The following is a 13,821-nucleotide window of genomic DNA, read 5'->3' as shown; positions in this document are numbered from 1 at the left end:
CTCCAGGACGGTGTGGGCGAAGCGACCGCGGGTGGCCAGGGATGACGAGGTCACGCGCGGGGGCCGGTGCCCGCCGTCCGCCGTTACGGGGGCGGGGCGGACCAGTTGGAGCCCCTGATCGGCCAGGGTGGCGCGCAAGGCGGCGAGTGACTTTACGGTGAAGAACCAGCCGTTGTCGCCGCGGACCGGAGCCAGCCGGTCGCGGGCGGCGTGTGGGGCGCCGTCCCGCAGATCGAACGCGGCGAGCGCGGTCAGGCATTCCCCGCGATAGACCACGCCGCCGAGCGGCGTCGAGGCCAGCCGGGTGAAGAACGCCCGCCCTTCGGTCCGCCGGTCGCTGCGCAGGAAGAGGTTGCTCAGCAATTCGATGCTGAGGGACACATCGACGCCGGGGATCGGCAGGCTTTCGATCAGTTCCGCCTGGGCCTCCGCCAAGCGGCCCAGATCGCTCAGCACCGTCGCCACCCGCAGATGGGCGAGGGCGAGCCCCAGCCGCGCCGACCGCCGGTAGGCGCGCAGAGCCCCCAGGGGATCCCCATGGGCGTACAGGGCGTTGCCGAAATTGTACCAGTATTCCGGACTGGCCGGGCCGAGAGCCAGCGCGCGCCGCAGGCTGGCCTGGGCCGCGGCGTCATCGCCGCGCTCGAGCAGGGTGTTGCTCAGGCTCATGTGGGCGGGCGCCAGATCGGCCCTGACCGCGATGGCGCGGATCAGGCTGTCCACCGCCTCATCGAGTTGGCCGGCACGGCGGAGCACCACCCCCAGATCGTGGTGAACCTCAGCCAAACCGGGGTCGAGGCGGGCGGCATGGCGCAGCGCTTGAATGGCTTGCGGTGTCCCGGCGTCGCCCTGGGCCTGGAAGGCGTCGCCGAGATTGCGCCAAGCCTTCGGCTGCCCCGGATCGAAGAGGGTCAGCCGCCGCCAGTCGGCGGTGGCCTGTGCGGTATGGCCGGCCTTCTCCAGGATGATGGCCCGGTTGACGCGCGCCTCGATCCAGCCGGGAATGAGCCGAAGCGCGCGCCCGATCAGAATCAGGCATGGCGCTGGCCGGCCGCTCTGCCAAACGGCCATCCCGAGCAGATACAAGGCGTTGGGATTCGCCGGGTCGGCTTTCAGGACCCGGCGATAGAGAACGGCCGCCTCGGAAACGCGGCCGGCGCGATGCTCGTCGAAGGCGATGGCCAGGACTTCACCGATCGTGGCCATCACCCCGTCTCCCTCGACCTTCGAAGCGCGACCCGGATTTCAGACGCGTGTCCGGGCGGCCGAAGGTAGCCCAGCGACGGCCGCCCGATCAACTCGGAGCGGGCCGGATCGCCCCTGTGCAAGACGGAACGGTCAAAACATGGTCAGTTGATCGCCAAGTGCTGGAGGGGGCTTGAAGTCGGCACAGTTGAGGGCGGCGTCGCGGACGTTGAGCCCCAGGCGCCGGCAAGCCAGCTTGAAACGCTTCGACAGCAGCTCCGCCACCGGGCCGGAGCCCTTCATGCGACTGCCGAACTGGGACTGGTACAATTCCCCCTCGCGGCACTGGCGGATCAGGCTGAGCACCCGTTCGGCGCGGTTGGGCGCGTGCTCGCGCAACCATTCCTCGAACAGATCGGCGATTTCCAACGGCAGCCGCAGGAGGATGTAATTGGCCTGCGTCGCCCCGGCCGCCGCCGCCGCCGTCAGGATGGCTTCCAGTTCATGGTCGGTGAGCCCTGGGATCATCGGGCTGGCCAGCACCGCCACCGGCACGCCGGCCGCCGTCAGGTCGCGCATGGCGGCGAGGCGCCGTTGCGGCGTGCTGGCCCGTGGTTCCATGCGGCGGGCGAGGTCGCGGTCGAGGGTGGTGACCGACAGCGCGACGTTGACCAGCCCCTTGGCCGCCATCGGCGCGAGGATGTCGAGGTCGCGCAGGACCAGCGCCGACTTGGTGATGATCATCACCGGCTGGTTGAAGTCGCGGCAGACCTCCAGCACGGCGCGGGTGATGCGCTGCTCCCGCTCGATGGGCTGGTAGGGATCGGTGTTGGCGCCGAGCGCCAGCGGCTGGCAACGGTAGGACTTGGCTCGCAGTTCCGCCGCCAGCAACTCCGCCGCCCGCACCTTGCGGAAGATCTTCGTCTCGAAATCCAGCCCCGGCGACAGGCCGAGATAGGCGTGGGTGGGGCGGGCGAAGCAATAGATGCAGGCGTGTTCGCACCCCCGATAGGGATTCACCGACCGTTCGAAGATCACGTCGGGCGACGTGTTTTTCGACAGGACCGAACGGGCCGTGTCGTCGAAGACCTGGGTCGGGACGGTCTCCGTCAGCGCTTCGTTCTCGCCCCAGCCGTCGTCGGCCAGCACCCGGGTCTCCCGCTCGTAACGGGAGGTCACGTTGCTGATCGCCCCCCGTCCTTTCAGGGCCTGCCGCGGAATCTCGTCCATGGGAGGAGAATAGCGGCGCGGAAATAGAACGTAAAGCGAACAATCATCCTTCCTTTGGACGCGGGCGGGAACCGATCGCCCTTGACGGCCTGCCCCCGCACGCCTAGCTTCCCGGTCATGACGACGCGCACGCACCACTTCAGCCGCTATTATACGCTGCTCCCATAGGGCGGCGCGTTCAGTCTTGACCATATGAACCATGCCGCCGCTGACCGGCGGCATGTGCTTCGACAGATGATCCCCGGGACGCGGCCCTTCCCTTCCGGAGATCAGCACCATGGCGACCCCCGCCGCTTCCAGCCCCTTCCAGTCCGACTTCCTGCGCGTGCTCGACGAGCGCGGATTCCTGCACCAGGGCAGCGACCTGTCGGGCCTCGACGCCCTGCTGTGCCAGGGGCCGGTGGGCGCCTACATCGGCTTCGACGCCACGGCGGACAGCCTGCATGTCGGGCATCTGGTGTCGATCATGGTGCTGCGCTGGTTCCAGAAGACCGGCAACCGGCCCGTCGTGCTGATCGGCGGCGGCACCACGCGCATCGGCGACCCCAGCTTCCGCGACACCAGCCGCCCCATGCTGGACGACGCGCAGATCGCCGCCAACATGGCCGGCATCGGCCGGGCCTTCGCCCAATACCTGTCCTTCGGCGGCGAAGAGCCGAACGGCGCGGCGATGGTCAACAACGCCGATTGGCTGGACGAGCTGCGCTACATCCCGATGCTGCGCGACATCGGGCGCCATTTCACCGTCAACCGGATGCTGAGCTTCGATTCCGTCAAGCTGCGGCTCGACCGCGAGCAGCCGCTGACCTTCCTGGAGTTCAACTACATGATCCTCCAGGCTTTCGACTTCCTGGAGCTGTCGCGCCGCCACGGATGCCGGCTGCAGATGGGCGGGTCGGACCAGTGGGGCAACATCGTCAACGGGATCGAGCTGGCCCGCCGCGTCGACGGGACGGAGCTGTTCGGCCTGACCACGCCGCTGCTGACCACCGCGTCAGGCGCCAAGATGGGCAAGACGGCGGCGGGGGCGGTGTGGCTGAACGCCGACCGGCGCAGCCCGCACGACTTTTGGCAGTTCTGGCGCAACACGGAGGATGCGGACGTCGGCCGCTTCCTGCGCCTGTTCACCGAGCTGCCGCTGGACGAGATCGCCCGGCTGGAGGCGCTCCAGGGATCGGAGATCAACGAGGCCAAGAAGGTCCTCGCCCATGAGGCGACATCCCTCTGCCATGGCGCAGCGGCCGCCGCCGAGGCCGGGGAGACGGCCCGCCGGGTCTTCGAGGAGGCCGGGGCCGGCGGCGGCCTGCCGACGGTGGAGGCCACCCATGCCGACCTCACCGTCGGCGTCCGACTGGCCGACCTGCTGGCCGCCGCCGGGCTGGCCGAGTCCAAGGGCGCGGCGCGGCGGCTGATCCGCGACGGCGGGGCGCGGGTGAACGGCACCCCCATCACCGACGAGGCGGCGCTGCTGACCCTGGCGGACCTCGACGGCACAGACCAGGACGGGGACGGGCTGATCCGCCTGTCCGCCGGCCGCAAGCGCCACGCGCTGGTCCGGGTTCGGTGAGCAGAGCCGGAGCCGGGCGCCCTCAGCGGCCCCCGGCTTCGGCCACCACCTGCTTCAGGTGATGGGACGACACCGGCTTGTGCAGGATGGCGAAGCCGCTGCGTTGGGCCTCGACGATGCGTTCGGGGGCGGTGTCGCCGGTCAGGATGATGCTGGGAATCGACGCCCCGCAATGGGCGTGGATGGCGCGCAACGCCTCCGGCCCGGTCTTGCCGTTGCGCAGCCGGTAGTCGGCCAGAATGACGTCCGGCCGCCGCCCGGCCTCGTCGAGCAGGCGGATCGCCTCGTCCCCGGCGGTGGCGGCGATGACCTCATAGCCCCAGCCCTCCAGCATGGCGCGCAGCCCCATCAGGATGATCACCTCGTCGTCGATGATCAGGACGAGCCGGCACCCCCCGCCCTTCGTTCGGCCGACGGCGGGAACCGTCGTCACGGCGGGCCGCGGCGGCTCGGCGGTGGGCACGGTGACCAGGAAGGTCGATCCGCTGCCCGGCCGCGACCGCAGGGCCACGGAATGGCCGAGCAGAGCGCACAGCCGCCGCACGATGGCGAGGCCGAGGCCCAGCCCCTTCTCGCGGTCGCGCTCCGGGTTGCCGAGCTGGGTGAACTCTTCAAAGATATCCTCTTGGCGGTCCGGCGGGATGCCGGCGCCGCTGTCGCACACGGCGATGTGGAAGCGGCGGCGCGACCGCCGCACGCCCAGCAGAACCCCGCCGCGTCCGGTGTAGCGCAGCGCGTTGTCCAGCAGGTTGCGGATGACCCGCTCCAGCAGCATGGGGTCGCTGCGCGCATGGAGCGTGGTCGGAACAACGCGCAGGGTCAGGCCGCGCCGCGCCGCCTCCGGCGCGTATTCGGCGGCGAGGCGCTCGAAGAGGGGCTGGATCGCCACGGTGGTGGTCACCGGCTCGACCACCCCGGCGTCGAGCTTGGAGATGTCCAGCAACCCGTCGAGCAGGCGCTTCAGCGCCTCCAGCGCCTGCTGCATGGTCTTCAGTGTGTCGTGGCCCGCCCCGCCCCGTGTCTGCTCGCCCAGAGCCGAGGTGAGGAAGAACAGCGACTGCACCGGCTGGCGCAGGTCGTGGCTGGCGGCGGCGAGGAAGCGCGACTTCGCCCTGTTGGCCCGCTCCGCCTGGTCCTTGGCGCGGCGCAGCGCCGATTCGGTGCGCTTGCGCTCGGTAATATCGCGCAGGATGGCGGTGAAGAAGCGGTCGCCGCCGTCGCTCCAGGCCGACAGCGACAGCTCCAGCGGCACCGCCAGCCCGTCGCGCCGCCGCCCTTCGACCTCGCGGGCGACGCCGTCGGCCAGCCGGTCCGGGCTGAGGGGCTCAGCAATCAGGCCGCCGGGGATCAGGCGGCACACGTCCGTCCCGACCGCGTCGGCCGGGCGATGGCCGAAAATGCGCTCCGCACCGCGGTTGTAGGTGTGCACCGTGCCCTTGGCGTCCACCAGAAGGATCGCGTCGGCGGCGGTTTCCAGCAGGGAGCGGTGACGCTCCACGGCCCGCCGGATCGCCCGTTCGTCCTCCTTGCGGCGGGTCACGTCCTGGGCGTAGACAGCCAGCCGGTCGCCGGTGGCGAACAGGCGCAGGGCGTACCAGTCGCCACCGGCCCGTTTCTCGTCACCGACCAGCCGGATTTCGAATTCCACCGGCTCCCTCCGGTCCAGAGCGTCGCGGAAGCGCGCGGTGAAGGGCTCGGCCACGCCGGGCGGCAGCAAAGCCACGAAGACGTGCCCCACGAGGTCCCCGCCGTCGCCGAACAGGCGCGCCGCCTTCTCGTTGGCAAAGGTCACGCGGCCCTCATGGTCCAGCTCCACCACCGCGTCGGTGGAGGCGGCGAGGATCGCGGCCATGCGGTGTTCGGCGGCGTGGGCGGCGTCGCGGGCCTGCTCCCGCGCCTGAAGCTCCTGCGCCATCGCGTCGAAGGCAAGGCCCAGCGCACCGATCTCCGAACGGTCGCCCGGCCGGCCGATCCGCGCGCCCCGGTCCCCGGCGCTCCAGCGTTCCACCACCCGCTTCAACCGGGCCACCGGGCGCAGCACGAACAGGCGCGCGCCCATCCAGGCCGCGGCCAGGGAGAGCGCCGCCGCCAGCGCCAGCAGGAAGGCGCTCCGCTCGGCCGCGGCGGTGACGGGGCGCAGCGCCTCCGTCCGGTCCAGCCCGACCGCCAGGAACAGCTCGCGGACCTTCTGGTCCACCGGGGCATAGGCCAGGATCCGCGGCTCGCCATCCAGGCCGGGCATTTCGGCGACACCTTCGGACGGTGCGCTCAGCAGGGCCATCAGCGGTCCGGGCAGCGGCTTGCCCACCCGCTGGTCGTCGCTGTCGGGAAAGCGGCCCAGCACGGTGCCGTTGCGGTCGGCGAGCACCAGCATGGCGTTTGGCGGCAACGGTTTTTCCGCCAGATACTCGCGCAGCCATCCGGCGTCGAGCGCGATGGAGACCACCCCCGCCATGCGGCCCGTCCCGTCGGCGTAGGGGGCGGCGAAGGGCAGCACGGGGCGTCCGTCCAGCCGCCGCACCGCATAGTCGCCGACGACGAAGCCCTGCCCGTACAGCGCCATGCGGATGTGCGGCAGCGCCGCTACCATCAGACCGTTCAGCTTGGCGTCGCTGGCGCAGCGGACCGAACCGTCGAGATCGGTCAGGGCGATGCCCTTCACACGCGGCAGCCGGCCGCGCAGGCGGTTCAATGTCGTCGAGCATTGCTGCGGGTCGGCGGCCAGCCGCGGCGCCATTTCGGCCACCGTCACCAGCACGCCGCGCATGCCCTCCACGACCCGCTGCTGCTCGTCCTGGATCAGGGTCAGAAGGCGGCGGGCCTCGGCCTCGGCCTGCCGCTCCCCCGCCTCGATGGCGGTCAGGCTGTTGTGGGCCAGGATGCCGATGGCCGGCATGCTGGCGAGGAGAACAAGCAGGACGAGGCGTGTGAGAATGCTCATCGGCAGCCCGGGAACAGCACGGCGGAAGGGAACGGCACAATCCTGCACTTCCCAAGGGACGGACGGCACCCCGGGTCCGACGCACGCCGTCGTATCCGCGGCAGCGGTGTCCCGCTACCCCGCCGGCCACATCCTTACCTTGCGTTTACCAAAAGGAGGGGCTGCGCTCAACCGACTATTTCGCATACGAATTATAAAGGCGCCGGAGGAACGGGTGCCCGATGCCCCGGCGCCGCGGAATTTATCCGCCCGTCCTCAGGCGGATTCGGCGATGGACTCGACGCTGCCGTCGAGCGACATCAACAGCAGTTCCACCTCCAGACCGGGATGCCGCGCCTTGATCGCGGCGCCCAGCGCGCGGAGTTGCTCGGCGTGGGCGGCGGTTTCCTTGTCCGGGTCCGCCGCGACGTCCGTTTTCAGGAAGACCCGGTAGGCGCCGCAGTCGCGGTGGTCCATGACCATCACGCGCTTGATCCGGTGCAGTTGCCTGGCGACCGCCACATGGTCCCAGAAGGCCTCGCCCCACGCCTTCTTCTGGTCGGTCAGGGCGCCCAGCGACGCGCCGGCCAGGATCACATGGTCGTAGCGGTTGGTCAGTCCGCGCCCGTCCATGTAGCGGCCGATGTCGTCGATCAGCCGGTAATCCATGCAGGAGAGCAGAAGCGCGTCCACCTCGCCGTCGGGCTGGGCGGCGCCGGCGGCGCCAAGGGTCAGGGGGGCCATCAGCGCAGCCCCGGCGCCCAGCGCGGCGATCTTCAGGAAGGTCCGGCGGGAGTCGTGCCGAAGGCCGCCGCAACAGGGCGAGCCGAAGTCAATTCCGGCGCTTTGTCGGTACTGCATGAGGTCTCCACGTCGTTGAGGTTTCGTGGGGCCGAACGCCCATGGAGACCGCAGTACAGCACCGCTTCCGAGACCGCATTATTCGTGAACGAATCTTTCACGGACCAGAAGGGCACAGCATGATGACAGGACTATATGGACAAACTGGAACGAGAACCTTCGGCCCGTCCACCGGACGCCAAAAAGAAACGGGCCGCTTCCCAGGTGGGAAACGGCCCGTTCGGCATGGTGCTGCCGGTGTTGCGTTGCTGGTATCAGCCGCGGGTGCTGCCCGAAGCCCGGTCGCCGGTGGCGACCGTGTCGCTGGCCGGCTTCTGCGTGCCGGCGCTGGCGCTGTGGCTGGAGGAGCAATCCGCGCTGGCGACCCCCGCCGTCAGGAGGGCAGCGAGACCGAACAGAACGGCTACCGGCTTGGCTCCATGAGACATTGGATCACCTCCTTTCAAAACTGTTGAACACCGCAACAGCATGTGAGGACGATCCGGCGCGAGTCAACGCCCTATACCGCCCGTACAGGGTGCGGCCGAATCGGACGCCAGGGATCAGGTTCCGGTCTCCAGCGCCTCGCGCATGGTACGGAACAGCTCCGCCTTGTCCTCGAAGCCGATGCCCGGCAGATCCGGCAGGCGGACGCGCCCGTCCTCGACCGCGATGCTGTCGGCGAAGCCGCAGAAGGGCTTGAACACGTCCGGGTAGGACTCGTTGCCGCCCAGATGCAGGCCGGCGGCGATGTTCAGCGACATCTGGTGACCGCCGTGCGGCACGACGCGGCGGCTCGACCAGCCGTTCTCCGCCAGCATGTCCAGCGTGCGCATGTACTCGACGAGGCCGTAGCTGAGCGCGCAGTCGAATTGCAGCCAATCGCGGTCCGGGCGCATGCCGCCGTGGCGGATCAGGTTGCGGGCGTCCTGGTGGCTGAACAGGTTCTCGCCGGTCGCCATGGGACGGTCATAATGGTTCGCCAGCTCGGCCTGGAGCGCGTAGTCGAGCGGGTCGCCGGCCTCCTCGTACCAGAAGAGATTGTAGGGCTTCAGCGCCTCGGCGTAGGCGATGGCGGTCTTCAGGTCGAAGCGGCCGTTGGCGTCCACGCAGAGGTTCCGGCCGTCACCGACCACCTCCAGCACCGCCTCGATGCGGCGCAGGTCGTCCTCCAGCGAGGTGGCGCCGATCTTCATCTTCACGACCTTGTAGCCGCGGTCGCGGTAGCTGCGCATCTCAGCCTGGAGCGCCTCCACCCCCTTGCCGGGGTAGTAGTAGCCGCCCGCGGCGTAGACCCAGACCGACTCGTCGGCCACGCCGCCGCGGTAGCGGTCGGCGAGCAGGCGGTAGAGCGGCTTGCCGGCGATCTTCGCCACGGCGTCCCATACCGCCATGTCGATGGTGCCCACCGCGACCGAGCGTTCGCCATGGCCGCCCGGCTTCTCGTTGGTCATCAGCCGCGCCCAGATCTTGAACGGGTCGAGGTTGCCGTTCGCCTCGTCGATCAGGCTGTCGGGGGCGGCCGAGGTCAGGCGGGGGATGAAGCGCTCCCGCATCAGGCCACCGGCGCCGTAGCGTCCGTTGGAGTTGAAGCCGTAGCCGATCACCGGCTTGCCGTCGCGCACCACGTCGGTGATGACCGCCACGGTGGAGCAGGTCATCTGGCTGAAGTCGATGTAGGCGTTGGCGATGTCGGACTTGATGCCGACGGTCTTTTCCCGGATCTCCACGATGCGCATGGCGCTGCTTCCCCTTGGCTTTTGCGATGCCCTGGGCCGCAGGATAGGGATGGACGGGACCGCCGGGCCAATGCCAGTTTCAAATCGCATGATGCGCGTCCGGCATGGGCTGATGAGTCACCGATGGAACTGAACTGGCTTGAGGATTTCCTCGCCCTGGCGGAGTGCGGCAACTTCTCCCGCGCGGCGGAGGGACGCAACCTGACCCAGCCGGCCTTCAGCCGCCGCATCCGCGCGCTGGAGGACTGGACCGGCACGCCGCTGTTCGACCGCAGCACCCAGCCGGTCGGCCTGACCGAGGCCGGGCGCCGCTTCCGCCCCTTCGCCGACGAGACGGTGCGCCGCCTCCTGCAAGGGCGGGAGGAGGCACGGCTGGCCGGCGGGGCGGCGGCCACGGCGCTGCGCTTCGCGGCGACCCACGCGCTGTCGCTGACCTTCTTCCCGGCCTGGCTGAGCCGGCTGGAGGGACAGGCGCAGTTGGGCGCCATCCATCTGCTGTCCGACAGCATGCAGGCCTGCGAGCAGGTGATGACCCAGGGGCAGGCGCAGTTCCTGCTGTGCCACGCCCATGCATCGGCCCCCTCCCGGCTGGAGGCCGGGGCCTTTCGCTCGGCCGCGGTGGGACGCGACCGTCTGGTGCCGGTCTGCGCACCGGATGAGGCGGGCGCGCCGCGGCACTCCCTGGACAGCGGCGGGGCCGCCCTGCCCCATCTCGCCTACAGCCCGGAATCGGGCATGGGACGCATCGTCACGGCGGCGCGCGGCGGGTTTCCGGCACCGCTGGCGCTCGATACCATCTTCACCTCGCACCTTGCCGCGGTGCTGCGCACGCTGGCCCGCGACGGGCGCGGCGTGGCGTGGCTGCCGGACAGCCTGATCGGCGACGACGTGGCGCAGGGTCGGTTGGTGCGGGCCGGCGGGGCGGGTTGGGAGATCCCGGTGGAGGTGCGGCTCTACCGCCCGCGTGCCCGCCAGAGCCCGGCGGCGGAAGCCTTCTGGGCTTTGGCAGCGGAACAGGCACCCCAGGACGGGAGGGATCGGGAATGAGCGAAGCGGGTTACCGGCTTTACGGGGTCCCCGGCTGGGGGTCCGTCCTGGCCGAAGCGATGCTGGTCCAGTGCGGCACGCCCTTCGTCTTCGAGGACGTCGCCGGCTTCGACGCGCCGGGCGAGGCACGGCAGCGGCTGCTGGCGCTGAACCCGCTGGGGCAGATCCCCACACTGGTCCTGCCGGACGGCACGGTGATGACGGAAAGCGCCGCCATCGCGCTGCTGCTGGCCGAGCGGCACCCGGAGTCCGGGCTGGCGCCGCCGCCGGACGCGCCGGAGCGCGCCACCTTCCTACGGCTGCTGGTCTGGCTGGTGGTCAACGTCTACCCGACCTTCACCTACGGCGATTATCCGGAGCGCTGGGTGACGGCGGAGCCGGAAACGCTCGGCGCGGCGATGGTGGAGCAGCGCAAGACGCTGTGGCTCTGGCTGGACTCGCAGCTGGGCGACGGCCCGTGGGTGCTGGGGGAGCGCTTCAGCGCGCTCGACCTCTACGTCGGGGCGATGGTGCACTGGCGCCCCCGCCGCGCCTGGTTCGCGGAGCGCTGCCCGAAGCTCTCGGGCGTGGCGGAGCGGGTGCTGGCCCTGCCGACCCTGGCGCCGGTCTGGAGCCGGAACTTCACGCCGGCGTCCTGAACCGGGACGCACCGGGCTCATACAGCACGGGGGCGACCGCTGGGCCGCCCCCGTTCAACAATCAGCGCTCGTGACGCAAGGCTCGCGGATCAACGCTCGTTGATGGCGCGATACACGATGTAGGCCGGGGTCGCGCGCAGCCAGGCGGCGAGGAACTCGCGGACGGTCTGGAGAGCGGAGGACGGGGCGCGGTCGCTGCCGATGTGGGTGTAGGTCGAGCTGTTCATGATGGTCTCCAATCGTTGGGAGGCGTTATCGGGGGCGTTGTTCGTTGAGACCACTATGCTCTGGTATACCTAATACCACACGCGCGCTTCTTGCAGGGCAGACCCCGAAAAATGCAACGCTTTCAATGCTTTATCATTCTGACATTCCGTCTCGTGAACTGTTTGACGCGCGGACACGAAATTCTTGCCGCATCGCGGCAGGCGGCGGCCTAGCCAAGGCCTCCGCACCACCCCACTTCTGGTGTCATGCCGCGCGACGACAGCCAGCCCCGCTTTCCCGCCGTTCCGTCCGACCACTGGGACGGACGCCGCTTCTTCAACCCGCACGCCGACACGGACAAGGGGCCGCGCGATCTGTGGCGGCTCTACAAGGCGCGCGGGCCGCGCTGGACGCCACCGGAGCCGGATCCGCCCCGTCCTTTCCGCCCCGTCACCCCGGCGCGCGGCGAGGTGGCGGTCACCTTCATCGGGCAGGCGACCTTCCTGATCCAGATCGGCGGGGCGGCCTTCCTGACCGACCCCGTCTATTCCGACCATGCCGGCCCCTTCGGGCGGCTGGGGCCGAAGCGGGTGCGCCCGCCCGCGGTGCGGATGGAGGATTTGCCGGCCATCGACGCGGTCCTGCTCAGCCACAACCATTACGATCACCTTGACGCCCCCACGTTGCGCCATCTGGCGCGGCGGCGCGGCGTGCCGCAGGTGATGACGGGGCTCGGCAACGGCCCGATGATGCGCCGCGCCGGCTTCGACGCGGTGCATGAGCTGGACTGGTGGGACAGCCTGCCCGGCCCGCACGGCACCCGGATCACCTTCGTCCCGGCGCAGCACTGGTCCGCCCGCACCCCGTTCGACCGGCGCCGGACGCTGTGGGGCGGCTTCGTGGTGGAGACGCCGGAGGCCGCCGTCTATTTCGCGGGCGACAGCGGCTACTGCCCGCATTTCAAGGAGATCGGGCGGAGGTTCGGCGCCATCGACGTCGCCCTGCTGCCGATCGGCGCCTACGAGCCGCGCTGGTTCATGGCCGCCCAGCACATGAACCCGGCCGACGCCGTGCGGGCGCACCGCGACCTGGGGGCGCGACACAGCGTCGCGATGCATTTCGGCACCTTCCAGCTCACCGCGGAGGGCATCGACGCCCCCATCCGGGCGCTGCACCACGCTTTGGCCGAGCATGCGGTCGAACCCGCCCATTTCGCCATCCCCGGCTTTGGCGAACCCCTGCGCTTCCGCCGCTCCCCGACCTAGCGGATAGGAGGGTTTCGCCCGGCGGCCTATGGCGCAAGCGCGATGGACGCGACCGCGCGGATCGGAGTAACGCCTTGCGGGACAGCACCCACCACACAGGCGGAGCCCGGTCTAAATGCAGTTGGAAATCAGCGCCTTCGTCAGTTCCCTCGGCAGCGAATCGGACCATGGTCCCGACGCGTTGGAGCGGGTGCGGGACAGCATGCGGTCCCTGGTGGACACGCTCGCCGCGCTGAACCTGGGCATCGTTCTGGAAGTGCGCGACGTGCAGCGTCTGCAGACCGTCACCCGCATCGTGCAGGCCGACGCGCCGAACCGCTGAGCGCCCGCTTACCGCCGCAGCGGGCAGGCCCGGCGGGCCAGCCGGGCGTTGAGGTCGCCGGTCCCCACCACCGGCTCGCCCTGGCTGCGCATCACGAAGCCGAAGGTGTCCATCACGCGGTCCAGCACGATCTCCTGGTCATCCGGGCGACGGCTGACCATCACCACGGCGTAGCCGGCGGAGCGGGCCACCGCCGCTTCGCCGCGCAGGCCGCGCACGCCCCAACCGGCCAGCGCGACTTTGCAGCGGAACAGCTCAACCGCCAGCCCGTCGCCGCCGGTCGCCCCGGCCACCACATAGCCGGCGGCCACCGCGAGCGGAGCCAGCAGCCCGTCCCAGTCCAGGCAGTCCTCCCGCGACACCCACATGCCGCCGACCGAGCAGGGGGCGGCCCCGATGGCCTCGCCCAGCCCGGCGCGGAAGGCGCGCAGCACCTCCACCGCTGCTTCCGCCGGCATCGGCTCCACCCGGTTGCCGTCCGGCATCAGCATCAGCCGTCCCGCCCACTCGGTGGAAGGGGGAAGCTGCTCGGTGAGACGGGCGAGGAGGGCTTCGCGCGCCGGGGCGAAGGGAACGACCTTGGACATGGGGGGACGGGGACCAGCGGCAGGTGACGGGAACCGGAGCCGGAAGGAAGCGAAAGCCACGCCCGCTGTCAACCGGCGCGCGAGGGCTTCGCCACATTTCGGCCCCATTGTCACGGCCCGGCATCGCCGTCCCCGGCGACGAACGGAAAATCCCGCCGCCGGGTCGTTTTCCCCTTGCCAGCCCCCGGAAAGAGGCTTATAAGCCGGCCTCCGTTCCGGATTAGCTCAGTCGGTAGAGCAGCGGACTGTTAATCCGCGTGTCGCTGGTTCGAGT

Annotated in this window: 13 protein-coding genes; 5 read left to right on the top strand and 8 right to left on the bottom strand. The window is 70.1% G+C overall.

What is annotated here, in order from left to right:
* A partial coding sequence (locus Q4I23_RS23500) for a tetratricopeptide repeat protein (protein WP_498527816.1) occupies positions 1 to 1,206 on the bottom strand: 1,206 nt, incomplete at its 3' end.
* A gap of 132 nt (positions 1,207 to 1,338) precedes the next feature.
* Complete coding sequence (locus tag Q4I23_RS23495; RefSeq protein WP_498527815.1) at positions 1,339 to 2,415, bottom strand: PA0069 family radical SAM protein; 1,077 nt, start codon at positions 2,413 to 2,415, stop codon at positions 1,339 to 1,341.
* Between the two features lie 277 nt (positions 2,416 to 2,692).
* Here Q4I23_RS23495 and tyrS point away from each other — a divergent pair, with 277 nt between their 5' ends.
* Positions 2,693 to 3,982 carry a tyrosine--tRNA ligase gene (tyrS, locus tag Q4I23_RS23490; RefSeq protein WP_454017451.1) on the top strand — a complete coding sequence of 430 codons (1,290 nt, stop codon included), beginning with the start codon at positions 2,693 to 2,695 and terminating at the stop codon, positions 3,980 to 3,982.
* Between the two features lie 22 nt (positions 3,983 to 4,004).
* Here the strand turns inward: tyrS and Q4I23_RS23485 are convergent, their stop codons facing one another.
* The 4 genes from Q4I23_RS23485 to Q4I23_RS23470 all read right to left on the bottom strand — a co-directional run bounded on the left by Q4I23_RS23485 (position 4,005) and on the right by Q4I23_RS23470 (position 9,481).
* A complete protein-coding gene (locus Q4I23_RS23485) occupies positions 4,005 to 6,923 on the bottom strand; it encodes a PAS domain S-box protein (protein ID WP_454017450.1) in 2,919 nt (972 codons plus the stop codon).
* 255 nt (positions 6,924 to 7,178) lie between these two features.
* Entirely contained in the window at positions 7,179 to 7,763 is a 585-nt protein-coding gene (locus Q4I23_RS23480; protein WP_498527814.1) for a carbonic anhydrase, read from the bottom strand.
* 254 nt (positions 7,764 to 8,017) lie between these two features.
* Positions 8,018 to 8,191, bottom strand: a complete 174-nt coding sequence (locus Q4I23_RS23475) for a hypothetical protein (RefSeq protein WP_155903579.1) — start codon at positions 8,189 to 8,191, stop codon at positions 8,018 to 8,020.
* Between the two features lie 114 nt (positions 8,192 to 8,305).
* Positions 8,306 to 9,481, bottom strand: a complete 1,176-nt coding sequence (locus Q4I23_RS23470; protein ID WP_498527813.1) for a mandelate racemase/muconate lactonizing enzyme family protein — start codon at positions 9,479 to 9,481, stop codon at positions 8,306 to 8,308.
* A 123-nt stretch (positions 9,482 to 9,604) separates the two neighbouring features.
* Between Q4I23_RS23470 and Q4I23_RS23465 the strand changes: the two genes are divergently transcribed.
* Together Q4I23_RS23465 and Q4I23_RS23460 are read left to right on the top strand one after the other, a co-directional pair.
* A complete protein-coding gene (locus tag Q4I23_RS23465; RefSeq protein WP_498527812.1) occupies positions 9,605 to 10,528 on the top strand; it encodes a LysR substrate-binding domain-containing protein in 924 nt (307 codons plus the stop codon).
* Positions 10,525 to 11,166 carry a glutathione S-transferase family protein gene (locus tag Q4I23_RS23460; protein WP_498527811.1) on the top strand — a complete coding sequence of 214 codons (642 nt, stop codon included), beginning with the start codon at positions 10,525 to 10,527 and terminating at the stop codon, positions 11,164 to 11,166. The genes Q4I23_RS23465 and Q4I23_RS23460 overlap by 4 nt, the downstream gene beginning before the upstream one ends.
* 89 nt (positions 11,167 to 11,255) lie before the next feature.
* Here Q4I23_RS23460 and Q4I23_RS23455 read toward each other — a convergent pair whose 3' ends face one another.
* A complete protein-coding gene (locus Q4I23_RS23455) occupies positions 11,256 to 11,393 on the bottom strand; it encodes a hypothetical protein (protein ID WP_498527810.1) in 138 nt (45 codons plus the stop codon).
* Between the two features lie 246 nt (positions 11,394 to 11,639).
* Here Q4I23_RS23455 and Q4I23_RS23450 point away from each other — a divergent pair, with 246 nt between their 5' ends.
* Both Q4I23_RS23450 and Q4I23_RS23445 read left to right on the top strand, forming a co-directional pair.
* Positions 11,640 to 12,638 (top strand): MBL fold metallo-hydrolase, encoded by a 999-nt coding sequence (locus Q4I23_RS23450; protein WP_498527809.1) that lies wholly within the window; start codon positions 11,640 to 11,642, stop codon positions 12,636 to 12,638.
* 115 nt (positions 12,639 to 12,753) lie between these two features.
* Positions 12,754 to 12,960, top strand: a complete 207-nt coding sequence (locus Q4I23_RS23445) for a hypothetical protein (RefSeq protein ID WP_114858830.1) — start codon at positions 12,754 to 12,756, stop codon at positions 12,958 to 12,960.
* Between the two features lie 8 nt (positions 12,961 to 12,968).
* On the opposite strand, the gene Q4I23_RS23440 is transcribed toward Q4I23_RS23445, so the two are convergent.
* Complete coding sequence (locus Q4I23_RS23440) at positions 12,969 to 13,547, bottom strand: hypothetical protein (RefSeq protein WP_498527808.1); 579 nt, start codon at positions 13,545 to 13,547, stop codon at positions 12,969 to 12,971.
* Positions 13,548 to 13,821 lie beyond the last annotated feature (274 nt).

The sequence above is a fragment of the Azospirillum sp. UFLA03-27 genome (assembly GCF_059803775.1).
Note: the sequence above shows the minus strand (reverse complement) of the source record. Positions and strands in the feature narration are given on the sequence as shown.